Below are 26,012 nucleotides of genomic sequence, written 5' to 3' on the forward strand. Positions count from 1 at the left end.
TAAGCCATGATGGAGACGACATCGGTCAGACAGCTCGTGACGTTCGCGTTGGACGGAGACGTCTATGCGGTCGGCATCGAATCGGTTGCATTCGTCGTCGCCGCGGGCGCCGCGACGCGGGTGCCTCTCGCCGACTCGTTCATCGACGGGCTCGCGAACGTTCGCGGCGCGCTTATGCCCGTCGTGGACGGCGTCCGCTGGGCGAGCGGGGCGCCCCGCGCCCATGGGGCGGCGGGCAAGATCGTCGTGCTGCGGCAGCGGACGAGCGACGTCGGCCTCGCGGTCGACCGCATGCTGGGCGTCGCCGAGGCGCGCGAGCGGGAGATCGCTCCGCTGTCGTCGGGGGAAGCCGACATCTATGAAGGATTATATATGCGGGAGGATACGGCGGTCCGCATCTTCCGCGTGCAGGCTCTATTCGACGCGCTGAAGTCGCGCAAGCCCGCCGTCGCCGAGTCGGCGTCATTGGCGCCGAGCGTACGCGCGCTCCGGTCCGGCGAGCGGGACGACGAAGCGGCGCCGCAACAACGCCGGATGCTCCGTTTCGAGACGAACGGGGAACAGTACGGACTCGACATGGGCGGAGTGCGCGACATTCTGCCGATGCCGGAGAAGATCGTCGGCGTGCAGGGGCTGCCGTCGTATGCGATGGGCACGGGCGTATATCGGAACGGGACGGCGATGCCGATCGTTCATCTCGGCGCGCTGCTGCTCGGCGGCGCCGCCTCGAAGCCGCGGCGCGTCGTCTGCGCCGAGGTCGCGACGCCGAACGGCCGGGAGATCGTCGGTCTTGCCGTCGACTGGGTGCACGACCTGCAGGCGCCGCGGGAGGATGCCGCCGCTCGCTTCGCACCGTCTTTGGAATCGTACTCGGAGATGGTTCGGGGCGTGACGTACGCCTCGTCGGGGGCGCCGATGTTCGTCTTGGACGAGGAGCGGCTGCTCGGGGAGGGCGGCGCGGTAAGCCGGCTCCTGCCTTCGCAGGCGGTCCGCCGCGCGTCCGCCGCCGAATCGGCCGAGGAGGCGCCGGAGGGCGGCGCGTCGGACAACGGCCGCTTATACGTATTCTTCCAGGCGTGCGGTCAGGAATACGGCATGCCGGCCGGCGACGTCAAGGAGGTACGGCGGCTGACGCGGTTGACGCCGGTTCCGCACGCGCCGGCCGGCATCGTCGGCGTGGCGAACGTGCGCGGCCGCATCTTGACGGTCGTCGGCGCGCAGGCCGCGCTGGAGCTGGGCGGCGAGCGGGAGCGGACGGCGCATCTCATCGTCGCGGAGAAGGACGGCGCCGAGCGCGGCATCGCCGTGCCCCGGGTGACGCGGGTCGTCCGCATCCCGCCGGACCAAACCAAGCAAGGCTTCTACCATTGCAGCCGCGACCGGAAGCTCGTTCCGCTGGTCGCCCCGTCTGCGTTCCGGTAGCGGCATACATCTTAGCGAATCAGGATGGTATCTATGGGCAACCGAATTAAAGTGCTGATCGTGGACGATTCCGCCTTGATGCGGCAGCAGCTTACGCTTCTGTTGTCCAAGCATCCCTGCATCGAAGTGATCGGCTCGGCGCGGGATGGCAGAGAAGGGGTCGAAAAGGCGATCCGCCTACAGCCCGACGTCGTGACGATGGACATTCACATGCCGACGATGGACGGCATCACGGCGCTGCAGTACGTGATGGAAATCGCGCCGCGCCCCGTCATCATCTTGTCGGCGTATTCCCGCAAGGGGGCGCTCGTGACGTTCGAGGCGCTCGAGCTGGGCGCGTTCGACTACGTGACGAAGCCGGAGGTCATGGGCGCCGCCGAGATGCGGAAGACGGTCGACCTGCTCGTCGAGCGGATCGTCGCCGCCGCATCCGGCTCGAGCCGGACGCGCAAGCGCCCGGACGACGAGTACGCGGAGGAAGCGGAAGAGCGGGGGGAGCCGTTCCGGAAGGCGATCGTGATCGGCGCTTCCACGGGCGGTCCGAGAGCGGTGGAGGACGTCGTCCGCCATCTGCCGCCGGACTTGCCGGCGCCCGTCTTCCTCGTGCAGCATATGCCGCCGCTGTTTACGAGCTCGTTCGCGGAGCGGCTGAACGAGAAGTATCCGATCAAGACGGTGGAGGGCGCGCACCGGATGCCCGTCGAGCCGGGCACCGTGTACGTCGCGCCCGGAGGCAAGCATATGACGGTGGAGAAGGTGCTCGGCAAACGTCAATACCGCATCGCGGTCGGCGCCCTGCCGAAGGAGACGGTATTCAAGCCTTCCGTGGACGTGACGATGATGTCGCTGCTCGAGCGGCTCCCCGCGTCGAAGCTGATCGGGGTGCTGCTGACGGGCATCGGCTCGGACGGCGCGCAGGCGATGGTGGAAATCAAGAAGCGCGGCGGCTTCACGATCGCGGAAGCCGAAGAGACGGCGGTCGTATACGGCATGCCGCGGGCCGCGGCGGAGATGGGCGGCGCCAGCGTCGTCCTGCCGTACTCGCAGATCGGCAGGTTCATTGTGGGCGAGGTGATGAGGGATGGATCTTAAGCAATTTCGGTTTTACTGCCAGGCGGGCAACCTCGGCATGATTCGAGAGGTGCTGGCGGACTTGTCCGCGGCGAGTCGGGAGGAGTATTTGCGCAGCGTGCTTCAGCTGCCGCTTCGCTCCGACGTGCTGGAATACTTGGGCTCCGAGGTGACGCGCCTCTCCGGCGAGCAGGGTACGGCGATTCTTGTCGAGCTGTTATATTCCGAGGAGGCCGCCGCCCGCAATTTGGCGATCGAGCTGTTTCCGGCGTTCGGCATCGCCTCGCTGCGGGTGCTGCAATCGCATGCGTGCGACATGGACCCGGACGTTCGGCTGTTCGTCGTGCAGGCGATGCAGCATCTTCCATATAAGGACGAGGTCGTACGGACGCTCGCCAAGCAGCTTTCGGTGGAACGAGAACCGAACGTGCTGGTCGCCATCGTCGAGGCCATCGGGGATATGGGCGCGGGTCCGGCGGAAGCGGAGGCGATCGTCGGCGCGATGGAGGCGTACGATCATCCGTACGTTCGGTTCGTCGGCGAGCGGGCGCTGCTTCGACTCGGTTGGGGGCGGCCTGCCGCGGCCGGCGGGGAACGGCTATGAACGCGACCTTGTCGCTCGAACAGTTTCGTCGTCTGCGGGATTTCATCTATGAAAAGACGGGCATCTATTTTCCCGACAGCAAGCTGTACTTCATGGAACGGCGGCTGCACCAGCGAATGGAAGCGCTCGATATCTACGATCTCAATATGTATTATTCGATGCTTCGCTACGAGAATAACGGCGGAGAGCTGCAGGCGTTCATCGAGCTGCTGACGGTGAACGAAACGTACTTTTTCCGAGAGTTCAATCAACTGAAGTGCTTCGCCGAGGAAGTGCTGCCGGAGATCGTTCGGCGGGAGCGGGGACCGTTGACGTTCTGGTCGGCGGGCTGTTCGACGGGAGAAGAGGCGTATACGCTCGCCATCATTCTCAGCGAGATGCTCGGTCCGGAAAATCTGGCCCGCTGCAAAATCGTCGCCACGGACATCGACAACAAAGTGCTGGCGTTCGCGCGGAAGGGCTGCTACGGCGATCGCTCGACGCGGCATCTGCCGGCGCCGTATTTGGAACGGTATTTCGAAAAGGGCGGGTTCGAGCTCCGCGTGAAGGACGAATTGCGGAGCCTCGTGGAATTTCGGCGAATGAATTTAATCGATCCCGACGAGATGCGCGACATTCGGGATGTGGACGTCATTTTCTGTAGGAACGTATTGATTTATTTCGACGACCAGTCGAGGCGGCAAGTGGCGCTGGACTTCTACCAGTCTATCAAGGCGGGCGGTTACGTGTTCCTCGGACATTCGGAATCGATGAGCCGCATTACGTCGATCTTCCAGCTATGCAGATTCCAAAATGCAATCATCTATCAAAAACAGCCGGCGAGGTGAAGCGAGATGCGACGGGGGAAGGTATTGATCGTAGAGGACTCCGCGGCGACCCGGGACTACTACAAGGAATATTTGCAGCGGCGCGGCTTCGCGGTCGACGAGGCGTATAACGGCTTGGAAGCGTTGGAAAAGTTCGCCGTCGGACGATACGACGCCGCGATCGTGGACATTAACATGCCGAAGATGGACGGCTATCAGTTCATTCGGGAGCTGCGCGGCGGGGAACGCAGCTACACGATCCCGATCGCCGTCGTCTCGAGCGAGAGCAAGCCGTCCGACCAGCAGCTCGCGTATCAGGCCGGCGCCAACGCGTACCTCGTCAAGCCCGTGAAGCCGGATCGGCTCGAGGCGCTCATTCGGCTGTTCGGCATCGAACCGGAAGGAGCGAGCGTATGAGCGGGAATGGGAAGGCGTCGTTTTTGAGAGAGGCGGACGAGCTGTTGAACGCGATCGGCGATCATATTCTCGCGCTCGAGCGCCGGCCGGACGACAAGGAGAACGTCGACCACGTCTTTCGCGCGGCGCATACGTTGAAGGGCTCCGCGAACCTGTACGATTATAGCGGCATCGCGATCCTCACGCATCTGCTCGAGAGCGTGCTGGACGATCTGCGCAACGGGACGCGGGTCGCGGACGCGGCGCTGATCGATATATTGCTCGAGAGCTTCGATCAAGTGCGGTCGCTGGCGGAGCGCATTCGGGACGGGGAGGACGATCCGCAGTCGGAGCCGGAGCTGCTGCATCGGCTCGGGCGATTTCTGTCGATCCGGGATCGGGAGGAGCCTCGGGCGGCGTTGTTTTCCCAGCGGGCGACGGATTGGGCCGCGGCGGCGCGCGATTTCATGGAGGGGACGAAGGACGCGGACGCATTCGCGCACTTCCTGCCGACGCTCTCGGCCGCGGACGCCGCGGCGGCGCAGCTGACCCGGTACCAGGTTCGGCAGGCGAAGGCGGCCGCCGCGGAGCTCGCGGAGGCTTCGGCGCTGCGCTTCGACGATACGGAGCTGCCCGCGCTGCTGGAGAGCGCCGCGGCGAAGTTCGGCCGCATGTCCGAGAAGGCGCAAGGCCGGCCGGCGCTTCTCTTATTCATGCAGTTCGTCGTCGTTTGCACGCTGCTGGAGGCTTACGCTCGCAAAGCGGACGCGACCTCGCCGCATCCGCATTGGTGGTCCGACGTATGCGACGCGGTGCGCGACGGCGCCGAATCGTGGGCGAACGGGACGGCGCCGGAGCGGTTCTCCGACGTCGTGTTGGACGTCTGGGAGCTGTGCAAGCCGCGCGAGGCCGCGAAGCAAGAGTTCGGCACGCTGCTCGCGCCCGCGGCGTTCGAGAGCCCGTTCGAAGGCGAGGAGGAGGAGGGGCGACCGCCCGCTCCCCCGGGCGCGTCGAGCGCCGACGCTTTGTTCGAAGCGCCGCCGCGCCGCCGATCGGCGGCGGATGCTTCGCTCCCGGATCTTGCCCCGCCGGCCGGCAGGCTGGTCGTCGAGCAGCTGCATTTCTTGGCGCCTAAGGGCAGGCCAATGATCGAGCGCTGGGAGTTGGCCCGGGAGCTGCTTCGCCGGTGCGCCGAGGCGCTCGGGGACGACGGCTTGCTCGCGCTCGCCGCGATGCAGGCTCCGGATTTGACGGCGCTGAACGAACGAGCGAACCGGTATTTGGACGGGCCGGCGAAGGCGGAGAAGGGGGCGTCGGCTGCGGCTTCGACATCGCGCGCGGCGGGCGCCGCAGGGCGGTGGACGCCGGAGGAAGGCCGCGCGGGCAAGGAAGCCGCGGCCTCCGCTGCGGCGCGGCCGACCGCGGCTTCGTCGACGGCGCCGGGCACGGCGACCGCTTCGGCAACGGCTTCAGCAACGGTTACGGCTTCGGCTTCGGCTCCGGCTCCGGCTCCGGCGGACGCGGACCAAATCATCCGCGTGGAGACGGGGAAGGTCGAGCGGTTGATGGAGCTGATCGGCGAGCTCGCGGTGGCGCGGAACGCGTTCCCGTTCATGATCGGGAAGCTGCGCCAACCGAACGACGCCGCGGCCGTCGCGGCCGAGCTCAAGGAGAAGTACGCCGTGCTCGACCGGATTACGCGGGATTTGCAGGACGCGATCGTCGACATTCGCATGCTGCCGGTATCGTTCGTATTCAATAAATTTCATCGGTTCGTGAGGGATATGGCCCGCCAGTCCGGCAAGCGCATCCGGCTTGCGTTCGAAGGCGAAGAGACGACGCTGGATAAGACGCTGGTCGAAGCCATATCCGATCCGCTCATCCACCTGATCCGCAACGCCATCGATCACGGCATCGAGCCGTCGGAAGCGCGGGCGAGGGCCGGGAAGCCGACGGAAGGGCTGCTGCGCATCTCCGCGTTCCGCGAAGGGAACCGGGTCGTGCTCGAAGTGTACGACGACGGCGCCGGCGTGGATACGGACCGGATCGCCGACAAGCTGCGCGAGACGGGCGAATTGCCCGAGGACCGCATCGCCGCGATGACGCAACAGGAGCTGGTCGCGTACGTCTTCCGGACGGGCCTCTCTACGGCGGAGGAAGTGACGACGCTCTCGGGCCGGGGCGTCGGGATGGACGCCGTGAAGAAGGCGATCCATCGGCTGCAAGGGGATGTCGGCATCCGCAGCGAGCGGGGCGCGGGCACGACGGTTCGCATCGAATTGCCGCTCACGCTGTCGATGACGCATATTCTGCAAGTGTCCGTCGGCGGCAGCGCGTACGGCATTCCGCTCGAGCAGATCGAGGAGACGCTGCGCGTATCCGCGGGCGACGTTCGGACGATGCAGGGCGAGCCGGTCGTCATCCTGCGGGATACGGTCTACCCGGTCGTGGATTTGCGGACGTATTTATCGTTGCCGGAACCGGAAGACGGGACGGGAGCGGCTGCGGCCGCGAAGGCGGGAGACTCCTCCTCGTACCTCGTCATTCTCGGCAACGGCGTCGCGCTGCGCGTCGACGGACTCGCGGGGCAGCAGGAGGTCGTGGTGAAGCCGCCGGAGGATTGCTTCAAGCATCTTTCGTATTTGGCCGGGGCGTCGATCCTCGGCGACGGTACGGTGCTGTTGATTTTGAACGGCAACGCGATCCGCTTCGAGCCGCGCAAAGAGACGGTCGAAGCGACGGGATAACGGATTGCGCAGCGCCGCGATGCGGGAGGAGGAGCCTTCCGGTCGCGGCGCTGCGTTATTTTTGGGTGTTCCGGGTGGGTGGGTGTCTCTTTTTCTACTCCTTGTCCTCGGTTTCCCTTCGCTCAGCTTGGGCGTTCGCGAAACGTAACTGCAAAACTGCAGGTATTCCACCGGACATTAGCCGCTCCGAGCAAGATAACTGCAAAGATGCAGGCGTCTTGCCAGCATGTTCCGGAAATTGCTGAAAACAACTGCATTGTTGCAGGCATTCGGGCCAATTCGGTTGGTTTTTGAGAAAACAACTGCATTCGTGCAGTCCATTCGGCCAACGGCTACCCTTTCGCGCGGTCCCCGCATACCTTTACCGCCCCCACGACAAATGTAAGGTTGGACGGCACCATACAGACCTCCGCGGCGACCGATAGCCCCACGGCGACTTGGCACCTGACAGCTTGCCGCACAGCCCTCACACCAACTCAGAGCCCCGCAAAAACTCACAGCCCCCTCGGACCATCGCAGCCCCCACACCAATTCACAGCCCGGCAAAAACTCGATGCCTGACAGCGCCGCGCAGCACCTCGCAGCAACCGGGCACTTCGCAGCAACTCGGAACGTTTTCGCGGTCCTGGCTGAGCGAAGGGAAGTCGAGGAGAAGGAGCCGCGGAACAAAACAAAACCCCGCCGGTCGGCGAATGGCCGGACAGCGGGGCAAACTTAGGGAGCCGCGGCTTACAGCAGCCAAGAGAGCGGCACCATCAGCAGCGAGATGACGATGCCCGCGATGCCCATAGCCAGCCCGGAATAGCTGCCGGCCTCCTCGGAGTCGCGCAGCAGCCGCGACGTGCCGATGCCGTGCGCGGCGGTGCCGACGGCCAGGCCGAGCGGCACGTCGCCGTCGATGCGGAACAGGCGCAGCAGCGCGGGGCCGAACATGCTGCCGGCGATGCCGGTCAGCACGGTCAGCACGGCGGACAGCTCGCCGGGGCCGCCGAGGTAGCGGGCGAGCTCGATCGAGATCGCCGAGGTGGCCGACTTCGGCAGCGAGGCGATCAACAGGTCGCGGCTGCCCCCGAGCAGTGCGACGAGCAGCCAGGCGCTGCCGATGCCCGCCGCGCTGCCGACCGTCACGGAAGCGAGAATAAGCCCGAGCCGCCTCCGAATTTCGCTCCTCCGCTTGTACAGAGGGACGGCCAACGCGACGGTGGCGGGTCCGAGGAAGAAGGACAGCAGGTCGCCGCCTTCGGAATACGTCGCGTAAGGAATGTCCGCCGCCAGCAGCAGCGCCATCATGCCGCCCGACGTGACGATCAGCGGATGAAGCCAGGGCCGGCGGGCGTTCCAACGGAGCGACAAGACGTAGAGGCCGACGGTGACGGCGACGGCGAACACCGGCGTCGACGCCCATTCCCGAAGCGCGGTCATCGCGTTCCCCCCGGCCACAGCTTCGCCGTCAAGGCGGTCAGGACGATGACGATCGCAGGGCCGAGCAGCAGCGAAGCGACGATCGCGGCCCATTCCGCTTGGATGAGCGGAAGGAAGACGATCGTCCCGACGACGATCGGCGCGAAGAAGAGCATCATATGCTTCAGCAGGAAGGAAGCGGACGCTTCCACCCATTCGAGCTTCACCCATCCGAGGCCGAGCGCCGCCAGCAGCAGCAAGAGTCCGATGACGTTGCCGGGGAGCGGCACGCCGGCGAGCCGTTCGAGGGCGGTGCCCGCCAGGTGGAACAGGAGAAGGATCGCGATACCGCGCATGTCGAGCGTTGCCTCCTAGTTACGTAACAAGTTGCCTTATATTGTATCAAGGAAGCTTAGAAGCGTAAACGCATATGGACAAGGGCGTACTTATCCTCGAAGCCGGCCGACGCGAGCGCGGCGCGCAGCGCCGGCTGAGACGCCGGAGCGGCGAAGACGGTCCGGCGACGAGTCGAGCCGGCCGCGTCGCCCCCGGAGAAGACGGCGCCGAGCAGGCGACGCGTCGCGCCGGCGGCCGCTTCGTCGGACAGCGCAGGGTCGACGGCGCATTGCAGCAGCGTCGTCGCCGCCGGCGAGCGCCGCCGAAGCGCATATCCGACGGGGCGCCCGGCGGCGTCCTCGGCGACGAGCGCTTCGCCCGTCTTCGCCGATTGGCGCATCGTCTGCCACGGCGGCGTCTCCGGCGCGAACCGCAGCCCTTCGAGCGCCGATGGGGGACGCCGCTCGATTCGGTAGGTCGACCCGGAGGGGATCTCGGCCGAATCGAGGCCGAAATCGACCGCCCCCGCCGCCTCCATCCCGTGCAGCGTATCGAATCGCTCGTAGCCGAACCGGCGGTACAATCGCTGAGCGCCTTCGTTCTGGACGAACGCCTCGAGCAGCGCGGCGGCGACGCCTTGCTCCCGGTACGTCTCCATCGCCTTCTCCAGAAGAGCGGCTCCCACTCCGCGTCCGCGGAAGTCGGGATGCACCGCGGTTCCGCCGTTCCAGGCGATCCGCTCGCCGTCGACCGTCCGCACGGCGTTCAGCAGAAACCCGATCGGCGCCTCGCGCCCGTCCGCGAACGCGAGGAAGGACAGCTCGGGATGCAGGTCTTCGTTGCCGAGCTTCGCGGCGGCGAAGGAGGGGACATCCATCGCGATCGGGACGTAATAATCGGAGAAGCATTCGTTCCAAGCGGCGACGACGCGGGATAACGGAACGTCGGCCAATCGTTCCAACCGGAGTTGGGTCATAAGAGAGCCTCCTCAAAAGATAAAAGTTCTATGATGATCGAACTCTGTTAAGTTAGTGGGAGCATATTCCATCCGTGGAGGATTGTCAACGGTTTTTCTTCTCCGATTTCCGAGAAGTTTTTCGGTAAAAATCATCATTCCTCCCCGGGCGAACTGCGTGTAGAATGAAGAGGATGGAACTATGTAAAGGTTTACATACTTATTTATCACATACCATGGCGGAGGGGATTCCCGTACTATGGGCGATATGATTCGCGCGCGGGGGGTTACGCGGGTGTTCGGGCGCGGCGGTTCGGCCGTGCACGCGCTGCGGGGCGTCGACCTGACGGTGCCTGCCGGCAAGCTGGTCGCGCTGCGGGGACGGTCCGGCTCGGGCAAGACGACGCTCATCAATCTGCTCGGCACGCTCGACCGGCCGACGGACGGAATGATCGAGCTGGACGGCGTCGACACGACGCGGCTGACGGATCGGCAGCGGGACGAATTGCGGCGGACTCGGATCGGACTCATTTTCCAATCGTATGCATTGGTTCCTTACATGTCGGGGCTCGAAAACGTCGAGTTCGGCCTTCGGCTGTCGGGGGTGACGCCGTCGGCTTCCCGAGACCTTGCAGAGAAAGCGCTGTCATTGGTGGGGCTGAAGAAAAGGATGCATCACCGCCCTTTCGAGCTGTCCGGCGGCGAGCAGCAGCGCGTGGCCGTCGCCCGCGCGATCGCGCATCGACCGAAGCTGGTGCTCGCGGACGAGCCGACCGCCGAGTTGGACAGCCGCACGGGACTGTCGATCGTCGGACTGTTCCGGGAGCTCGTAGAGAACGAAGGTCTTTCGATCGTCATGACGACGCACGACCCGGCGATGATGGAAATCGTCGATCACGTGTATGCATTGGAGGATGGGGTCATTGTTTAATCCAGGGAACATGCGCAATCGACGGGCGTGGCTGCTGCCGTTGGCGGGAACGGCGTTGGCCGTCGCCCTTAGCGGCTGCTCGCTGCTACCGAAGGAAGAGGAATCGCTGGCGCCCCCGCTCGTGAAGCCGAGCGAAGACAGCGTGCAGACGGCCGTGGCGAAGCGCGGCGAAATCGTGAAGTACGTGCGGGGGGTCGGCGCTTTCGAATCGACGGCGATCGTCTATCATGCGCTTAAGGAGCCGGGGGCGATCGTGGAGTCGATGGAGGTGAAGGCGGGCGACGTCGTGAAGCGAGGCGACGTCCTCGTCCAGTTCCAGGTGGGCGATCTCGACTTGGCCGTGCAGGAGCAGGAGCTCGCGGTCATGTACGCGGAGAGGAGCTACCGGGAAGCGACGGCGTCGGGCGACGAGGAGCTGACGGACATTCGTCGGCTCGAGTTGAACATCGCGAAAACCCGGCTCGAGAAGACGCGGACGCGGCTCGCCAGTCTGCAGCTGACCGCGGAATCGGACGGCGTCGTCGTCTACGCGGAGAAGCTGGAGCGGAACGAAAAGGTGGACGACGGGCGCACGCTCGTCTCGGTCGCCGACCCGTCGGAGCTGCGGCTGACGTACGAGGCGGCGAATCGTTCGGCGCTCGCGGGCGTCAAACCCGGCATGCCGGTCGAGATCGATTTCAAGGGCGTATCGCTTGCGGGCACGGTCGCGCAGACGCCGGATTCGGCGCCGGCGACGCTCAATCCGCAGTTGTCGGACATGTACTCCAGAACGCTGTACGTTACGCTCGACCAGGTGCCGGAGGGGGCGGCGATGGGCGAGCTGGCCGACATCCGCATCGCGACGGAACGGAGCGACGACACGATCATCATCCCGCGCGGCGCGCTTCGAAGCTACTTCGGCCGCACGTACGTCCAAGTCATCGAAGGGGAGAGCCGCAAGGAGTTCGACGTCGAGAAGGGCGTGGAGACGTCCACCGAGGTGGAGATCGTGAAGGGGCTTGCCGAAGGGGCCGTCGTCATTTTGCAATAAGCCGAAGGTAGAGGGTGTAGACGAATGATTCAGATGGTGCTTCGCAAAATGGCGAACAACCGGTGGCTGCAGCTGTGTCTGCTCGCCGGGTTGGTCGTGACCGTGGCGCTGGTCAGCAGCATTCCGGTTTATACCGATGCCGTGCTGCAGCGCATGCTGGTCAAGGATTTGGAGCTGCTGCAGACGGACGATAACGTCTATCCCGGCTCGCTCTGGTCCCGCGTATACGTGAGGGACGAAGACGACCCCGCGAAGGCGGTACGGTCGATCGCCGCGATCGATGCGTATGCGACCGAAGCGGGCGAGCGGCTGCCCGTCCCCGTGGTGCATTACGTGCGGGAGCGGGAGAGCGTGCAATTCGCCGCCGTGCCCGCCGCCGAAGGCGGCGCGGACCCGACGGTCGACCGCTTCGCGAAGCTCGGCGCCATCGAGGGGCTCGAGACGAACGCGAAGCTGGTCGACGGGCGCTGGCCGGACCCGGCGGCCGCCGCGAACGGCGTGTACGAAGCGGTCGTCTTCGGGAACGCGCTGAACAAGCTGCGCATGGTGCTCGGCAACGAGTTCCATATGGTCCTTCGGAACCAGCCGGGGCCGGTGACGGCCGACGGCAAGCCGATCGTCGTGAAGGCGGTCGGCGTCGTCGAGCAGGCGAGCGAACGGGATTTGTTTATTTACGGCGGGAATACGGCCCGCTACGACAACGTCTTCCTGCTCCCGTTCGACACGTACGTCGCGTCGTTCGGCGGCGCCGATCAGCCGCTGCGTCCGCTGACGGCGACGTGGTATTACGCGGTCGACCATACGGAGCTCACGCTCGACAACGTGAGGCAATACATGCGCGTCGGCGCCGATCTGGAGCGATTCATGACGCCGCTGTTCGAGACGCACGCGGTGAACAACGCCGCGGGTACGACGATCGTCTCGTACTTCGATCGCGAGGAGCAGCTCCGGAAGCTGTTGTGGGCGCTGAACGTCCCCGTGCTCATCATGCTCGGCGTCTTCCTGTTCATGGTATCGAATCTGCTCGTCAACCGGCAGAAGACGGAAATCTCCGTCCTGCGCAGCCGCGGCGCGAGCCGATTGCAGATCGTGCTGTCGTACGCGACGGAGGGCGTCATTCTCGGGGCGGTCGCGCTGGCCGTCGGCCCGCCGCTGGCGCTCGGGCTGACGACGTGGCTCGGCGCGTCGAACGGCTTTCTTACGTTCGTGCAGCGCGCGGCGCTCGACGTCCGGCTTGACGCCGAGGTATATCGATACGCGTCGTACGCGGTCGGCGCTTCGTTCCTGATGACGATGATCCCGGCGGCGATCGCCGCGCGCGCCACGATCGTCGAACGCAAGCGCGAGCAGTCTCGGGCGTCGAAGCGTCCGCTCTGGCAGACGATCGGGCTCGATCTGATCTTGATCGCCGTGTCGCTGTACGTCTACAGCGACTTCGAACGGCAGATGAGCCGCGCGGTATCGCTCGGCGCCGCCGGACAGCAGGTCGCCGTCGATCCGCTCCTCTTCTTCGTGCCCGCGCTGTTCATGGCCGGCTTCGGCTTGCTGCTGCTGCGCATCTATCCGTGGGGGATCCGGCTGCTGTATTGGAGCGGGCGGAAGTGGTGGCCGCCGTCGCTCTTTTCCATCCTGCTCGATATCGGCCGCGGCGGCGCCCGCTACCATTACCTGATGATCTTCCTCGTCCTGACGGTCGGCATCGGGATGTACAGCGCCAGCGCCGCGCGAACGATGAACCAGAATTTAGAAGATTCGATTCGTTACGCGATCGGGGCGGACTTGCGGCTGACGACGCGCTGGGAAAACAACGCCCCGCCGCCGACGATGGGCGGAGCGCCGGTCCCGCAAGCGGCGAGCGCCGACGAGGCGCCGCCGATCGTCCAGTACATCGAGCCGCCGTTCGCTCCGTACGAGTCGCTGCCGGGCGTGGAGAGCGTCGCCAAGGTGTTCGTCAAGAAGGACGCCTTCATGGAGAGCCAGACGACGAACGGCGCGGTGCAGCTGTACGGCATCGAGACGGACCGGTTCGGGAGGACGGCCTGGTTCCGGAACGGGCTGCTGCAGCATCACTTCAACGAGTACTTGAACTTGATCGCGGAGACGCCGTCCGCCGTGCTCGTCTCGCGGACGCTCGCGGAGCAACGCTCGGTCGGCGTCGGCGATACGCTCAGCGTGCGGTGGGGCAGCCGGGAGCCCGCGTTGTTCACCGTGTACGGCGTCGTCGATTACTTCCCGAGCTTCTCGCCGCTGCCGGAGAAGGACGCGCCCGTCATGACCGACGGTACGCCGGTCGCGCCGATGATGATCGTCGGCAACCTGTCGTATATCCAAAACCGGATCGCGCTCGAGCCTTACGAGGTATGGATGAAGCTGGAGCCGGACGCCTCTCGGCAAGAGGTGTTCGACGCCATTCGGGAGCGCGGCTTGCCGATCATGAACGCGAACGATACGCGCGAGCGTCTCCTTCGGATGAAGAACGACCCGTACCAGCTGTCGATCAACGGCGTCATGACGCTCGGCTTCCTCATCTCCGTGCTGATCAGCTTTATCGGATTTTTGCTGTATTGGATCTTGTCCATGCAAGGGCGGGCGATGCAATTCGGCTTGTTCCGCGCGATCGGGATGTCGTTCCGGAGCCTGCTCGGTCTGCTGGCCGTGGAGCAGCTGCTCACGACCGCCGCGGCGCTCGTCTTCGGCATCGGCACGGGGGTGCTCGCCTGTCGGTTGTTCGTGCCGCTGTTCCGCCTTGCGTTCGAGCCGTCCGCGCAAGTGCCGCCGTTCCGCGTCTTGATCGAAGCGGCGGATATGATCGGACTCGGCGCGCTCGTCTGCGTGATGATCCTGGCAGGCTTCGCTGCCCTCGGCTGGATCGTATCCCGCATCCAGATGCACCAAGCGCTGAAGCTCGGGGAGGATTAACCGATGATTGTGTGCGAGGATTTGGTTAAAATTTACAAGAGCGCCGATCTCGAAGTGTTCGCGCTCCAAGGGCTCGACTTGCGCGTGGAGCAGGGGGAGCTGATGGCGATCATCGGCAACAGCGGCAGCGGCAAGTCGACGCTGCTGAACATGCTGGGCGGGCTGGATCGGCCGTCGGCCGGGAGGCTTACCGTGAACGGCGTCGACCTGCTGAAGTGCTCGGAGAAGGAGCTCATCCGCTATAAGCGGGAGAGCGTCGGCTTCGTCTGGCAGAACAACGCGCGCAACCTGATCCCGTATTTGACGGCGCTGCAGAACGTCGAGCTGCCGATGCTGCTGAAGGGCCGCAAGCGCAGGCTTCGCGCCCTCGAGCTGCTCGAGGCGGTCGGCCTCGGCCACCGGGTGAACAACAAGCTGCAGCAGCTGTCCGGCGGGGAGCAGCAGCGCGTGGCGATCGCCATCGCGCTCGCCAACGAGCCGCGGCTCGTGCTGGCGGACGAACCGACCGGCTCGGTGGACAGCAAGATGGCGGACCAAATTCTCGACCTGTTCCGCCTCGTCAACCGCGAATACGGCGTCACGGTCGTCATCGTCACGCACGACCCGATGCTCGCGAAGAAGGTCGATCGGGTCGTCGCGATCCGAGACGGGAAGACGTCGTCGGAGATGATTCGCCGCACGAGCTACGCCGAAGAACTGGCGTCGCTGAAGGGCGAATCCGCGGCCGCCGCCGAGGAAGAGGCGACGCACGAGGAATTCGCGGTCATGGACCGGGCGGGGCGGCTTCAAATCCCGGAGGCTTATCTGGAGCAAGCCGGCTTGAAGTCGTCGCCCCGGGTGCGGGTGAAGATCCAAGACGGCGCGATCGTGCTGACGCCGCCGGAGGAGTGAAAGTGTCGAAGAATGTTTGCGGGTCGCCGTTGAGGCGGCCTTTTTTTCATTTCGCGGACGGCGAACGGTTTGGGAACAAGGGTCAGCGTGCGGAACGAAAGGAACCTGAAGCGGGGAGCGAGTGAGAAGACGTGTAGGTTGTCGTCGGGCGTTGGCGGCGTGAACCATGGTTTTTCTTTACAACCCATAATCCAGTAATTATAGTTATACGAAATATAATGACGCATGGGCATGAATCGGGGGAGGGTGCGATGCTGTCAATTGGGAAAGCGCTTACGGAAAATCGGACCTGGCGCCGAAAAGGGGGGCGGGGCATGAAACATCAAGTGTTCGTGAAGCTGCTGGTCGGCTTCTTGTTGGTCGCCGTCCCGATGGAGGCGATCGCCCTCGCGACGAGTTGGTACGGCGCAAAGGTCGTTCTGGAGGAGACGAATCAGTCGATGGAGGAGAAGTTGTATTTCTTCGCCAGCTTCCTCGAGGAGGAGCTCTCCAACGTAAATCAGATGCTCGTCTCCGTCAGCATGGACACGGACTTAATGGAATACGCCTTGCAGCGGAGCGACGAATTTTCGTATCCGAACGTCATTACGTTCGACCGCCTCACGAGCAAACTGAAAATTTTGCAGTTTTCCAGCGAGTATATCGTGGACGTCTTTATGCTGCTGCCGCAGTCGAACGAGGTCGTAAGCGTGATGAACGGGTTTAAGCATATTCAGGAAAAGGAACGCGCCTACTCGCGGAAAATGCAGGACAGCGAGACGAACCGCTTTCTGCACGAGGACAAGCTCGTGTATTTCAGCGACAACGGCGACTTCGTCTTGGGCGTGGAAATTTCCCAGGCGCATATCGTCGAGTCGCTGCGATCGCATCAAGGGAACGCGGAGTATCACGTATTCATCAAGGACCGACTGCAAGACGCGGTGCTGTCCCCCCGGAAGCTGACCGCGGACGAACAGGCGACGATCGAGCGGATCGGTCGCGACCCCGGCGCCATGGACGACCTCGTCGTGCAGGAGACCGAGTCGAAGGACAGGCTGTTCAGGATCGGCTTTTACGCTTCGAAGGCGGAGGTGCTCGGGCCGTTTCATTCGCTGCGGACGTGGTTTTGGGCGCTGACCTGCTTCGCCGTCTTCGTCATTGTGCTGTTTTCGCTGTTCATTAATCAGCAAATTCAAGCGCCGCTTGCGCTCATCGTCAGGTCCATGAAAGAGGTCGAGCGCGGGAAGTACGGCGGGCGGCTCGCGCTTCGGAAGAACGACGAGTTCGGTTACGTGTATAAGCAGTTCAACCGGATGGCGGAGCAGCTGCAGACGTTGATCCAGGAAGGGCTCGAGCGGAAAATTCAATTCCAACGCGCGCAGCTGCGCAGCCTGCAGTCGCAAATCAATCCGCATTTCCTATACAACTGCTTCTACAACGGGTACCGGATGGCGAAGTCCGGCCAAACCGACAACGTCGCGAAACTGTGCAAATTCCTTGGCGATTACTTCCGTTTCGTCACGTATTCGAATGACAAGGACGTGCCGCTCTCCGACGAGCTCAAATACACGACGACGTATCTCGAAATTCAGAAGATCCGGTTTTCGGACCGTCTGAGTTTCGACATCGATTGCCGCGTGGACGCGAGCGCGTACTTGGTGCCGGGGCTCGTGCTGCAGCCGCTGGTCGAGAATGCGTTAATCCATGGGTTGGAGCAGCGGGAAGGAGCGACGCGGATCGAGGTGCGGATCGTCGAGGAGGGCGAGGCGATTCGAGCGGAGGTGTCGGACGACGGTCCGGGCATCGACGAGGCGCAGCTGCACCGCATTCGCGAGCTGCTCCGACAGACGGAGAATGAGACGGAACATTTCGGCTTATGGAATATTGAATGGCGGCTTCGCTATCGGTTCGGGGAAGACGGCATGCTGTCGATCGGTCCCCGCACGGACGGGGCGGGCACTCTCGTCTCGTTCGTCTTCCCGAAAGTCGCAGCAAGGAGAGGAGCATAATCGTATGTACCACTTATTGATCGTAGACGATGAGGCGAACATCGCCGAAGGATTGGCCGACCTGTTTCGAAGAGCGGGGCTCCCGCTCGAGCGTATCGAGACCGCGTATTCGGCGTCGCAAGCGTTGGAGCGCTGCCAAGTCGAGCCCGTCGACATCGTCATCTCCGACATTCGCATGCCCGGCATGAGCGGGCTCGAACTGCTCGAACGCATGCGCGAGACGTGGCGGCATGCAATCGTCATTTTCCTGACCGGGTACGCCGATTTCGAATACGCCAAGCGCGCGCTGCGAGGCCAAGCGTTCGATTATTTGCTGAAGCCCGCGGACGACGAAGACGTCGTCGCGGCGGTCGAGCGGGCGATCGCCGCGCACGACGAGGAGATGCGGCCGACCGCCGTCCGGGATGCGACGAAGCCGGAGCGGGAGAAGCCGGCCCTCCCGAAACGGGCTACGGACGATGCGTTCCTCCAGGGACTTCAGGCGTTCATCGCGGCGAATCTCGATCGGGATTTGTCGCTCGAGACGCTGGCGGGGAGATTTTACGTCAATCCTTCGTACTTGTCGCGCATCTTCCATCAGCAGGCGGGGGAGCAGCTCAGTCAATACATCGAGCGGAGGAAGATGGAAGCCGCGAAGTCGCTGCTCGCGGATGCGCGGCTCAAGGTGTACGAAGTAGCGGTGCGGGTCGGGTACCGCAATCCGAATTATTTCGCGAAGGTGTACCGCAAGTCGTTCGGGGTGTCGCCGCACGAATATCGCATGCAAATCGGCGTCGAGCAAGATCGGTAAAGATTTTGTCCGAAAGTAAATACATTGTTCTACTCGGGGAATGCAAGCGCTTTCTATAATGAGAGAGGAACAGAGAACGAGGAGGGGTTACGTTGAACAAGTGGGCAGCAGGAAGTTTAAGCGTCGTTCTTCTCGGCACGGTCCTCTCGGCTTGCGCCGATCCGACCGCGACGCAAGAGGAAACCGCGCAGCAAGGAAGCACCGAACCGGCCGCGCCAGCGGCTTCGGCTCCGCCGGATCCGTATAAGAAATTCGATCCGCCGATCGCGATGTCGACGCTCTACGCCATCGACGAGTCGAACGCGTTCCCGGAAGGCGAGGATCCGGAGAACAATCCGATGCATCAGCTGTTCTTGGACGAGATGGGCATCGACGTCAAAGCGAAAATCGTGACGACGCCGAGCTCGCGGGAAGAGAAGCTTCAGCTTGCCATCACGAGCCGGGACATTCCAGACTTCGCGATCGTGAATCAGTCGAAGCTGAATCAGCTCATCCGCGGCGACATGGCGGAGGATCTGACGGATGTGTACGAGAAATACGCCTCCGACAATTTGCGCGAAGTGCTCGAGCAGAACGGCAAGAAGTTGTTCGAACCGGCGATGCGCGACGGGAAAATTTACGCGCTGCCGGCGCCGACGACGATTTACGACTACACGCCGGTACTGTGGGTGCGCAAGGACTGGCGGGAAAAGCTGGGGCTGCCCGAGCCGACGACGATGGAGCAAGTGTTCGACATGGCGGAGAAGTTCACGACCGACGATCCGGACGGCAACGGGAAGAACGATACGCTCGGTTTATACCTCAACAAAGACTTGAACGGCGTAAACTTTATCTTGAACGCGTTCGGCGTCTACCCGGACACGAATAACACGAACGCGAACATGTGGATCAAGGACGCGCAGGGCAATTATTTCAGCGGCTCGACCGATCCGAACGCGAAGCCGGTCTTCGAGCGGTTGGCGAAGCTGTACGCGATGGGGGGCATCGACCGGGAGTTCGCGATCAAGGATGCGGCGAAGGCGAACGAATTGATCGCCTCGAACCAGATCGGCATTTACTTCGGGCAGTTTTTCTCCCCGCTCTGGCCTTTGATCGACTCGAAGAAAAACAACCCGTCGGCGGAATGGGAAGCGTTCTCCGTTCCCGCCGCGGAAGGGAAAGGTCCTTACGTCCCGGGCGTGCCGCATAACGCCTACGGCTGGGTATACGTGAAGGAAGGGTTCGAGCATCCGGAAGCGCTCGTCACGATGATGAACTACATCTCCGACGGGTACGGCGCGCCGTGGCTCGTGGAGGACGGCCCGACTACGTTCCAGCAGACGTACGAGAAAGTGGCGAGCGATCCGAAATACGCGAACAAAGGCTTGAACAACTGGATGCCGCTGCAAATCGCCGGAAACATCAACTGGGGCCCGGTGTTCAAAGAAGCGTTCGACTCCGGCGACAAGGAAGGGCCGGCCGCGAAGCGGGCCGACTACCTGCGCATGTTCCAAGAGGGCATCGACGGCTGGGGCTGGAAGAAGACGTATCTGGAAGGGTACATGAAGACGGAATACGATCAAGTGCGCTACTCCGACTACAGCGGACCGCCGACCGATACGCTAACCAAGACGGAGTCGATTCTCAACAAAGAAAAGCTCGAGGCGTACATCGCCTTCATTATGGGGGCGCGCGAGATCGAGTCGTTCGACGAATTCGTCGCGACGTACAACAAGCTCGGCGGCAGCAAAATCGCCGATGAGATGAAGGCTTACGATAACGAGTAACGCGCGGGCGTTCCGGGGCGACGACGACTCGACGTTCGCCCCCTCCTCTTCCCCGTTCGAAAGAAGAAAGCAGGTGAATCGACGAACATGAGAGGCGCAAAGCTGGGAAAGACGTGGCAGCTGCACGGCATGATGCTGCCGGGCGTCGCGTTGGTATTGGTGTTCATGTATTTGCCGCTGCCGGGCATCGTGCTCGCGTTCAAGGACTTCATCCCGTCCCGGGGCATCTTCGGGTCGGAATGGGTCGGTCTCGAGACGTTCGAGTACATGATGTATTTGCCCGATTCGCTGCAGGTGTTTTGGAACACGCTGAAAATCGCGTTCCTTAAGATCGTATTTAACTTCCCGGTACCGATCTTGGTCGCCGTGCTGCTGAACGAAGTGCGCAAAGCGGCCTTCAAGCGAACCGTGCAGACGATGATCTACCTGCCGCATTTCCTGTCGTGGGTTATTTTGTCGGGCATCTTCATCGACTTGTTTTCCCAGACGGGCATCGTGAATCAAGCGCTCGGGTGGTTCGGCGCGAAGCCGATCTTCTTCATGGGCGATCCGGGGCACTTCATACGCATGTTGGTCGCTACCGACGTGTGGAAAAACTTCGGGTACTCTACGATCATCTACTTGGCCGCGATTACGGGCATCGACGAGTCGCTGTACGAATCGGCGGTGATCGACGGCGCGAACCGGTTCAAACAAGTGCTGCATATCACGCTTCCGAGTCTCGGACCGATCATCTTGCTCGTCCTGACGCTCAGTCTGGGCGGCATCTTGGATGCGGGATTCGACCAAGTGTTCAATATGTACAATCCGCTCGTCTGGTCGACGGCCGACATTATCGACACGTACGTGTACCGTCTGGCCATCGTCGACGCGAACTACAGCTTGGGCACGGCGATCGGTCTGCTCAAGTCCGTCGTCGGCTTCATCCTGATCGTGACCAGCTACCTGCTTGCGAGAAAATATTCCGACTACACGATCTTCTAAGGAGGTGACGGTCATGCCTACGACGACGCGCTCCGCAGGCGGTATCGCTTTCCAAATCGCCAATCACGCGTTCCTCGCGATCGCCGCGGCGCTCTGTCTGTTCCCGGTGCTGCACATCGTCGCCGTATCGTTCAGCGGGGCGGGGCCGGCCGCGGCGAACGCCGTCGTATTATGGCCGGTCGAGTTTACGGTATCGTCTTACGCCTCGTTGTTCTCTAGGGCGCCGTTCCTGGACGCGTTCGGCGTCTCCGCCGTGCGCGTGGCGATCGGCGTCGCGCTCAATACGGCGCTGACGCTGCTGATGGGCTATCCGCTGTCGAAGACGCGGCGGGAGTTCCCCGGGCGTAACCTGTACATGTGGCTGCTCGTGTTCGTCATGCTGTTCAACGCCGGCCTCGTGCCCAACTACTTGCTTATTAAGTCGCTGGGCCTCATCGATTCGATGTGGGCGCTCGTGCTGCCGTCGGCGGTGCCGATTTTCAACGTCATCTTAGTCATGAATTTTATGAAGATGCTCCCGCGCGAAATCGAAGAAGCGGCGTTCATGGACGGCGCGTCGTATTGGGTGTGCTGGCGGACGCTGATTTTGCCGCTGTCGAAGCCCGTCATCGCGACGATCGTTTTATTCAGCTTCGTCATGCATTGGAACGCTTGGTACGACGGGCTCATCTACATGAACGACAACGGGAAGTATCCGCTGCAGACGTACTTGTACACCGTCATTCAGGACCGCGACGTCGCGACGATCGAACAAGCGAACGATTCGGCGACGGTCAACGGCGTCACGCTGAAGGCGGCGCAAATTTTCCTCGCGATGATTCCGATTTTGTTCCTATACCCGTTCTTGCAAAAATATTTTACGAAAGGGATCGTGTTAGGCGCGGTGAAAGGCTGACCTGCGCCGACGACGATGCCGATTCTCGAAACGAGGGATACCGATGCATCAAGCGTTCGAAACGATTCGTTGGGAGAAAGACCCGAGAACTCGGGCGTATGTCGACCCGACCCGCATCGTCTGGAAGTCGGAAGAGCCCGGCGCATTGGAAAACGAAGACGTGCTGCTGGCCGGATTGGACGGACAGTCGTCGCTGTCCGCGGTCCATCCGTTCATCCTGCGAAATCAAGGCTCCCCCGCCGGCATTGTGCTCGACTTCGGCGTCGAGCTGCACGGCGGCGTGCAAATTTGCGTCTGGCAAGGCGACCACCCGGAGCGGGTCGCGAAACTTCGCGTGCGGTTCGGCGAATCCGTCATGGAGGCGATGAGCGACATCGGCGGGGAGCGCAACGCGACGAACGCGCACGCGATGCGGGACGCGGTGATCGAGGTTCCGTACCTCGGGGCGACGGAGTTCGGCAACAGCGGCTTCCGCTTCGTGCGAATCGATCTTGTAGACGAGAACCGGTACCTCGAGCTGCGCAGCGTTCGCGCGGTGTTTCTGTATCGGGAGCTCGAATACAAGGGCAACTTCCGGTGCAGCGACCCGCTGTTGAACGAAATTTGGACGACAGGCGCGTACACCGTCCATCTGAATATGCAGGACTACCTCTGGGACGGCATCAAACGGGACCGGCTCGTCTGGACCGGCGACATGCACCCGGAGACGTCGACGATTCAAGCCGTGTTCGGCGATCACGACATTGTGCCGAGGAGCCTCGATTTCAAGCGCGACCGGTATCCGCTGCCGCAGTGGATGACGATGCCGACGTATTCGATCTGGTGGCTGCTCATTCATCACGATTGGTATATGCAGAACGGCGACTTCGCGTATCTTGCGGAGCAGCGGGCCTATTTGACCGGGTTGCTGCGCCAGCTGACGGAGGTCGTCGGGGAGGACGGTTCGATCGACATTCCGTTCCCGTTCCTCGATTGGCCGTCGTCCTCGAATCCCGTGGGCGTTAAAGCCGGCGTACACGCGTTGTTCGTCTGGGCGTTCGAGATCGGCGCGAAGCTGTGCCGGCTGCTCGGCGAAGAGGAGACGGCCCGGCTGTGCGATGCGTACGAGACGAAGCTGCGGGGGTTCGTTCCCCCGCACAACGGCAGCAAGCAGGCGGCCGCGCTGCTCGCGCTGACAGGGCTAATGGATCCGGCCCTGGCGAACGAGACGGTCATCGCGCCGCAAGCGCCGAAAGGGTACTCGACCTTCTATGGGTATTACATTCTGAAGGCGCGAGGCGCCGCCGGGGACGTGACGGGCGCGCTGCAGAGCATCCGGGAATACTGGGGCGGCATGCTGTCGCTCGGCGCGACGACGTTCTGGGAAGACTTCGACATCGACTGGCTCGACCATGCGGCGCGCATCGACGAAGTGACGCCCGAAGGGAAGGTCGACGTCCACGGGACGTACGGCGGCTATTGCTATCAGGGCTACCGCCACAGCTTCTGCCACGGGTGGGCGTCCGGCCCGACGGCATGGCTTGCGGAATATGTCTTAGGCGTACGCGTCGAAGAACCGGGCTGCCGCACGATTCGCGTCGCGCCGGACTTGGGCGACCTGGACTGGGCGGAGGGGACGTACCCGACCCCGCACGGCATCGTGCGCATTCGGCACGAGAGGCGCGAGGACGGCTCCGTCGCGACGTCCGTAGAAGCGCCGGAAGGCGTGACGATCATCCGATAGACGACTTCCCGATCGAGAGGAGCGGTTCTCCGTTATGACGACGCAATATCCGATCCGAACGTACTACCCCGTCACCGACCGTATGTCGACGCTGTTCCGGAAGGAAGCCCGGCGGATGGGCTGGAACGGCGGGACGTTACGCGAGCTGGAAGCGTGGCGCGCCGACGTCAAGGCGCGGCTGCGGGAGGTGTTGGCGCTGGATCGGTTCGAGTCTTGTCCGTTGGAGCCGCGACGGCTGGAGTCCGAGACGCTGGACGGGTACCGGCGGGAGAAGTGGATCATTCAGACCGAGCAGGGCGTGTGGATGCCGTTCTTTCTTCTCCTGCCGGAGGGGCTGCGGCCCGGCGAACGCCGTCCGGCGTTCGTGAACCCGCACGGACATCTGGCGGGCAAATATTACACGGCCGGCGTAGAGGAAATTCCGTTCATCCGCGACAAGCTGAACGGCAAGCCGCCGTTCGCCGTCGAGCTCGCGCGCCAAGGGTACGTCGTGTTTTGCCCGGATGCGAGAGGGGCGGGCGAGCGGCGGGAGTGGATGAAGCAATCGGACAGCGAGCCGGACTTCCTGGGCAATACGTGCACGCCCATCAGCCAAATGGCGATCAGTCTCGGCTATACGCTCGCGGGGATGATGACGTGGGACCTGATGCGGCTGCTCGACTACATCGAGACGCGCGGCGACTGCGACGCCGGCCGGGTCGGCTGCGGCGGCATGTCGGGCGGCGGCATGCAGACGTTGTGGCTCGCGGCGATGGACGACAGAGTGTCCTGCGCCGTCGTCAGCGGCTACTTCTATGGTTTCCACGATTCTCTTCTCGTGTTATCGCACAACTGCGGATGCAACTTCGTGCCGAACCTATGGAAGTATGTAGACATGGGCGACATCGGCGCGCTGATCGCGCCGCGTCCGCTCTTGATCGAGACGGGCGTCCGCGATCCGCTTAACGGGAACGACGGCATGGCGAACGTCTTCCCGCAGACGGACATCGCGCGCGGCGCTTACGCGGCGTGCGAAGCGAAAGACCGGCTCGTCCATCACGTGTTTGACGGCGGCCACGAATGGAACGGGGAGAAGACGACCGCGTTCGTCGACCGTTGGCTGCCGTTCTGACCGTGCAAGACAAGAAAACCCTTGATTCGAAGCGGCCGAGGAGCCGTCTTCGCGTCAAGGGTTTTGCGCTGACCGGAAGCGGGGACTTCGCCCGCTTCGAACCGCCTACAGCAGCCGGTCGGCCTCGATGCCGAGCTTCTTCAGCAGTTCGATCGCCTGAAGCTTCTCGTCCTCGGACAAGCCGGATACCGCGCGGTGCAGCGCCGAGGCATGCTTCGGGAAGATCGACTCCATGAGCCGATTTCCCTCTTCGGTCACCTCCGCGTACGTGACGCGGCGGTCCTCGGCGCAGTTGCGCCTCCGGACATAGCCCGCCTTTTCCAACTTATCGACCGTATACGTGACGCCGCCGCTCAAGATCAGCAGCCGGGAGCCGATCTGTTGGAGCGGAATCGGACCTTTATGATACAGCAGCTCCAATACGGCGAATTCCGTAGGATTCAAGCCGTACGTCTTAATATCTCGAGTAGAGTGCTCGGAGACGCTGCGGAACGCGCGATTGAGCACGCGGAACAACCGGAGCGACCGCTCGAACTGTTGATCCATCTCGTCCATGCACAATCCTCCTCCGGATGAACCGTTTACATACCATCATAGGTAACGAACGGCGCCGCGTCAAATGGGAATCGGGGGAGAACCGGGAAGAATCGGTAAATTTTCATGGTGAAACGCTTCGAACCGGGACATACTGAATGGTATCGCAAACTCCCCGTTCGAAAGGATGGAATCACCCTATGCGCGAGCCGACGATCCGGCTGCAATTCCGCAATCATGAAGCGGCGTACGAGGCGTTCGAGACGCTGCAGGAGCTTGGGTACCGGCCGGAGCTTGCATCCGACGACTGCGGCCCCGAGCTCGACATTCATATCGAAAACAACGACGTTCAATCCGCGCTCGAAATCGCGCACGAGTTCGGCGGCCACCTGCTCGAGCGCGGCGCCGAGCGGCCGGAGCGGATCGACTTCGATCCGGACGACGTTTCCATCCCGGCGCACGCGGTGACGGAGGATTTCTCCGAGCGCTACATGAGCGGCGCGAGCGACGACTTCCTCGGCGACGAATACGACGTCGTGCGCGAGATGCAGGAAGGTTACCGCGACAGCGTGCACTGAGCCGCGGGCCGCAAACGAGAAAGGCCGCTCCCTCAAAATTGAACTGTGACCCGTAAGATGGACACTTTGAAAAAAGTGACCCTCTTACGGGTCATTTGTGTTTTAATCAGACTACACGAGGATGCGGGGCTGAC

At 63.0% G+C, this 26,012-nt stretch carries 22 protein-coding genes; 18 read left to right on the forward strand and 4 right to left on the reverse strand.

Annotated features, from left to right (window positions below; genetic code table 11):
- The first annotated feature begins 6 nt into the window (after positions 1-6).
- The 6 genes from FE782_RS25570 to FE782_RS25595 are packed head-to-tail and all read left to right on the forward strand — an operon-like array spanning position 7 to position 7,046.
- Positions 7-1,422, forward strand: coding sequence for a chemotaxis protein CheW (locus FE782_RS25570; protein WP_138197201.1), 1,416 nt, complete (start codon positions 7-9; stop codon positions 1,420-1,422).
- Positions 1,423-1,455: 33 nt separating this feature from the next.
- On the forward strand, positions 1,456-2,514 hold the full coding sequence (locus FE782_RS25575; protein ID WP_158299548.1) for a protein-glutamate methylesterase/protein-glutamine glutaminase: 1,059 nt from the start codon (positions 1,456-1,458) through the stop codon (positions 2,512-2,514).
- Complete coding sequence (locus tag FE782_RS25580) at positions 2,504-3,097, forward strand: HEAT repeat domain-containing protein (protein WP_138197203.1); 594 nt, start codon at positions 2,504-2,506, stop codon at positions 3,095-3,097. Before FE782_RS25575 ends, FE782_RS25580 begins: the two co-directional genes overlap by 11 nt.
- Positions 3,094-3,924: a CheR family methyltransferase gene (locus FE782_RS25585; RefSeq protein ID WP_202914607.1), complete on the forward strand. Its 831-nt coding sequence runs from the start codon at positions 3,094-3,096 to the stop codon at positions 3,922-3,924. Before FE782_RS25580 ends, FE782_RS25585 begins: the two co-directional genes overlap by 4 nt.
- A 6-nt stretch (positions 3,925-3,930) precedes the next feature.
- Positions 3,931-4,320: a response regulator gene (locus FE782_RS25590; protein WP_138197204.1), complete on the forward strand. Its 390-nt coding sequence runs from the start codon at positions 3,931-3,933 to the stop codon at positions 4,318-4,320.
- Complete coding sequence (locus FE782_RS25595) at positions 4,317-7,046, forward strand: chemotaxis protein CheA (RefSeq protein ID WP_138197205.1); 2,730 nt, start codon at positions 4,317-4,319, stop codon at positions 7,044-7,046. The genes FE782_RS25590 and FE782_RS25595 overlap by 4 nt, the downstream gene beginning before the upstream one ends.
- 729 nt (positions 7,047-7,775) lie before the next feature.
- Here the strand turns inward: FE782_RS25595 and FE782_RS25600 are convergent.
- Genes FE782_RS25600 through FE782_RS25610 form a run of 3 tightly spaced genes read right to left on the reverse strand, consistent with a single transcriptional unit; the run spans position 7,776 to position 9,759 of the window.
- Positions 7,776-8,468: an LrgB family protein gene (locus FE782_RS25600; RefSeq protein ID WP_138197206.1), complete on the reverse strand. Its 693-nt coding sequence runs from the start codon at positions 8,466-8,468 to the stop codon at positions 7,776-7,778.
- Positions 8,465-8,803 (reverse strand): CidA/LrgA family protein, encoded by a 339-nt coding sequence (locus tag FE782_RS25605; RefSeq protein WP_138197207.1) that lies wholly within the window; start codon positions 8,801-8,803, stop codon positions 8,465-8,467. Before FE782_RS25605 ends, FE782_RS25600 begins: the two co-directional genes overlap by 4 nt.
- A gap of 56 nt (positions 8,804-8,859) precedes the next feature.
- Positions 8,860-9,759 (reverse strand): GNAT family N-acetyltransferase, encoded by a 900-nt coding sequence (locus FE782_RS25610; protein ID WP_138197208.1) that lies wholly within the window; start codon positions 9,757-9,759, stop codon positions 8,860-8,862.
- 238 nt (positions 9,760-9,997) lie between these two features.
- Here FE782_RS25610 and FE782_RS25615 point away from each other — a divergent pair, with 238 nt between their 5' ends.
- From FE782_RS25615 to FE782_RS25665, 11 genes are all read left to right on the forward strand, one after another.
- Complete coding sequence (locus FE782_RS25615; protein ID WP_138197209.1) at positions 9,998-10,669, forward strand: ABC transporter ATP-binding protein; 672 nt, start codon at positions 9,998-10,000, stop codon at positions 10,667-10,669.
- Complete coding sequence (locus tag FE782_RS25620; RefSeq protein ID WP_158299549.1) at positions 10,662-11,699, forward strand: efflux RND transporter periplasmic adaptor subunit; 1,038 nt, start codon at positions 10,662-10,664, stop codon at positions 11,697-11,699. Before FE782_RS25615 ends, FE782_RS25620 begins: the two co-directional genes overlap by 8 nt.
- A gap of 24 nt (positions 11,700-11,723) precedes the next feature.
- Positions 11,724-14,618, forward strand: a complete 2,895-nt coding sequence (locus tag FE782_RS25625) for an ABC transporter permease (protein ID WP_138197211.1) — start codon at positions 11,724-11,726, stop codon at positions 14,616-14,618.
- Between the two features lie 3 nt (positions 14,619-14,621).
- Positions 14,622-15,509, forward strand: a complete 888-nt coding sequence (locus tag FE782_RS25630) for an ABC transporter ATP-binding protein (protein ID WP_138197212.1) — start codon at positions 14,622-14,624, stop codon at positions 15,507-15,509.
- Positions 15,510-15,823: 314 nt separating this feature from the next.
- On the forward strand, positions 15,824-17,497 hold the full coding sequence (locus FE782_RS25635) for a sensor histidine kinase (RefSeq protein ID WP_158299550.1): 1,674 nt from the start codon (positions 15,824-15,826) through the stop codon (positions 17,495-17,497).
- Positions 17,498-17,501: 4 nt separating this feature from the next.
- Positions 17,502-18,287: a response regulator transcription factor gene (locus FE782_RS25640; RefSeq protein WP_138197214.1), complete on the forward strand. Its 786-nt coding sequence runs from the start codon at positions 17,502-17,504 to the stop codon at positions 18,285-18,287.
- Positions 18,288-18,379: 92 nt separating this feature from the next.
- Positions 18,380-20,053, forward strand: a complete 1,674-nt coding sequence (locus FE782_RS25645) for a type 2 periplasmic-binding domain-containing protein (RefSeq protein ID WP_138197215.1) — start codon at positions 18,380-18,382, stop codon at positions 20,051-20,053.
- An 87-nt stretch (positions 20,054-20,140) separates the two neighbouring features.
- On the forward strand, positions 20,141-21,037 hold the full coding sequence (locus tag FE782_RS25650) for an ABC transporter permease (RefSeq protein ID WP_138197216.1): 897 nt from the start codon (positions 20,141-20,143) through the stop codon (positions 21,035-21,037).
- Positions 21,038-21,050: 13 nt separating this feature from the next.
- A complete protein-coding gene (locus tag FE782_RS25655) occupies positions 21,051-21,932 on the forward strand; it encodes a carbohydrate ABC transporter permease (protein ID WP_138197217.1) in 882 nt (293 codons plus the stop codon).
- Positions 21,933-21,975: 43 nt separating this feature from the next.
- Positions 21,976-23,655: an alpha-L-rhamnosidase-related protein gene (locus FE782_RS25660; protein ID WP_138197218.1), complete on the forward strand. Its 1,680-nt coding sequence runs from the start codon at positions 21,976-21,978 to the stop codon at positions 23,653-23,655.
- 34 nt (positions 23,656-23,689) lie between these two features.
- Positions 23,690-24,766, forward strand: a complete 1,077-nt coding sequence (locus tag FE782_RS25665; RefSeq protein ID WP_138197219.1) for an alpha/beta hydrolase family protein — start codon at positions 23,690-23,692, stop codon at positions 24,764-24,766.
- A gap of 105 nt (positions 24,767-24,871) precedes the next feature.
- Here the strand turns inward: FE782_RS25665 and FE782_RS25670 are convergent, their stop codons facing one another.
- A complete protein-coding gene (locus FE782_RS25670; RefSeq protein WP_138197220.1) occupies positions 24,872-25,321 on the reverse strand; it encodes a MarR family winged helix-turn-helix transcriptional regulator in 450 nt (149 codons plus the stop codon).
- A gap of 179 nt (positions 25,322-25,500) precedes the next feature.
- On the opposite strand from FE782_RS25670, the gene FE782_RS25675 reads away from it, so the two are divergent.
- Positions 25,501-25,878 carry a hypothetical protein gene (locus FE782_RS25675; RefSeq protein WP_138197221.1) on the forward strand — a complete coding sequence of 126 codons (378 nt, stop codon included), beginning with the start codon at positions 25,501-25,503 and terminating at the stop codon, positions 25,876-25,878.
- The last annotated feature ends 134 nt before the right edge of the window (positions 25,879-26,012 follow it).

Origin of the sequence: Paenibacillus antri, assembly GCF_005765165.1 — a bacterium.
GTDB classification, from domain to species: Bacteria; Bacillota; Bacilli; order Paenibacillales; family YIM-B00363; genus Paenibacillus_AE; species Paenibacillus_AE antri.

Bases quoted from the DNA above. Each gene is read 5' to 3' on its own strand.
- FE782_RS25570 (WP_138197201.1), top strand. From the start codon at position 7: ATGATGGAGACGACATCGGTCAGACAGCTCGTGACGTTCGCGTTGGAC.
- FE782_RS25575 (WP_158299548.1), top strand. From the start codon at position 1,456: ATGGGCAACCGAATTAAAGTGCTGATCGTGGACGATTCCGCCTTGATG.
- FE782_RS25580 (WP_138197203.1), top strand. From the start codon at position 2,504: ATGGATCTTAAGCAATTTCGGTTTTACTGCCAGGCGGGCAACCTCGGC.
- FE782_RS25585 (WP_202914607.1), top strand. From the start codon at position 3,094: ATGAACGCGACCTTGTCGCTCGAACAGTTTCGTCGTCTGCGGGATTTC.
- FE782_RS25590 (WP_138197204.1), top strand. From the start codon at position 3,931: ATGCGACGGGGGAAGGTATTGATCGTAGAGGACTCCGCGGCGACCCGG.
- FE782_RS25595 (WP_138197205.1), top strand. From the start codon at position 4,317: ATGAGCGGGAATGGGAAGGCGTCGTTTTTGAGAGAGGCGGACGAGCTG.
- FE782_RS25600 (WP_138197206.1), bottom strand. From the start codon at position 8,468: ATGACCGCGCTTCGGGAATGGGCGTCGACGCCGGTGTTCGCCGTCGCC.
- FE782_RS25605 (WP_138197207.1), bottom strand. From the start codon at position 8,803: ATGCGCGGTATCGCGATCCTTCTCCTGTTCCACCTGGCGGGCACCGCC.
- FE782_RS25610 (WP_138197208.1), bottom strand. From the start codon at position 9,759: ATGACCCAACTCCGGTTGGAACGATTGGCCGACGTTCCGTTATCCCGC.
- FE782_RS25615 (WP_138197209.1), top strand. From the start codon at position 9,998: ATGGGCGATATGATTCGCGCGCGGGGGGTTACGCGGGTGTTCGGGCGC.
- FE782_RS25625 (WP_138197211.1), top strand. From the start codon at position 11,724: ATGATTCAGATGGTGCTTCGCAAAATGGCGAACAACCGGTGGCTGCAG.
- FE782_RS25630 (WP_138197212.1), top strand. From the start codon at position 14,622: ATGATTGTGTGCGAGGATTTGGTTAAAATTTACAAGAGCGCCGATCTC.
- FE782_RS25635 (WP_158299550.1), top strand. From the start codon at position 15,824: ATGAAACATCAAGTGTTCGTGAAGCTGCTGGTCGGCTTCTTGTTGGTC.
- FE782_RS25640 (WP_138197214.1), top strand. From the start codon at position 17,502: ATGTACCACTTATTGATCGTAGACGATGAGGCGAACATCGCCGAAGGA.
- FE782_RS25650 (WP_138197216.1), top strand. From the start codon at position 20,141: ATGAGAGGCGCAAAGCTGGGAAAGACGTGGCAGCTGCACGGCATGATG.
- FE782_RS25655 (WP_138197217.1), top strand. From the start codon at position 21,051: ATGCCTACGACGACGCGCTCCGCAGGCGGTATCGCTTTCCAAATCGCC.
- FE782_RS25660 (WP_138197218.1), top strand. From the start codon at position 21,976: ATGCATCAAGCGTTCGAAACGATTCGTTGGGAGAAAGACCCGAGAACT.
- FE782_RS25665 (WP_138197219.1), top strand. From the start codon at position 23,690: ATGACGACGCAATATCCGATCCGAACGTACTACCCCGTCACCGACCGT.
- FE782_RS25670 (WP_138197220.1), bottom strand. From the start codon at position 25,321: ATGGACGAGATGGATCAACAGTTCGAGCGGTCGCTCCGGTTGTTCCGC.
- FE782_RS25675 (WP_138197221.1), top strand. From the start codon at position 25,501: ATGCGCGAGCCGACGATCCGGCTGCAATTCCGCAATCATGAAGCGGCG.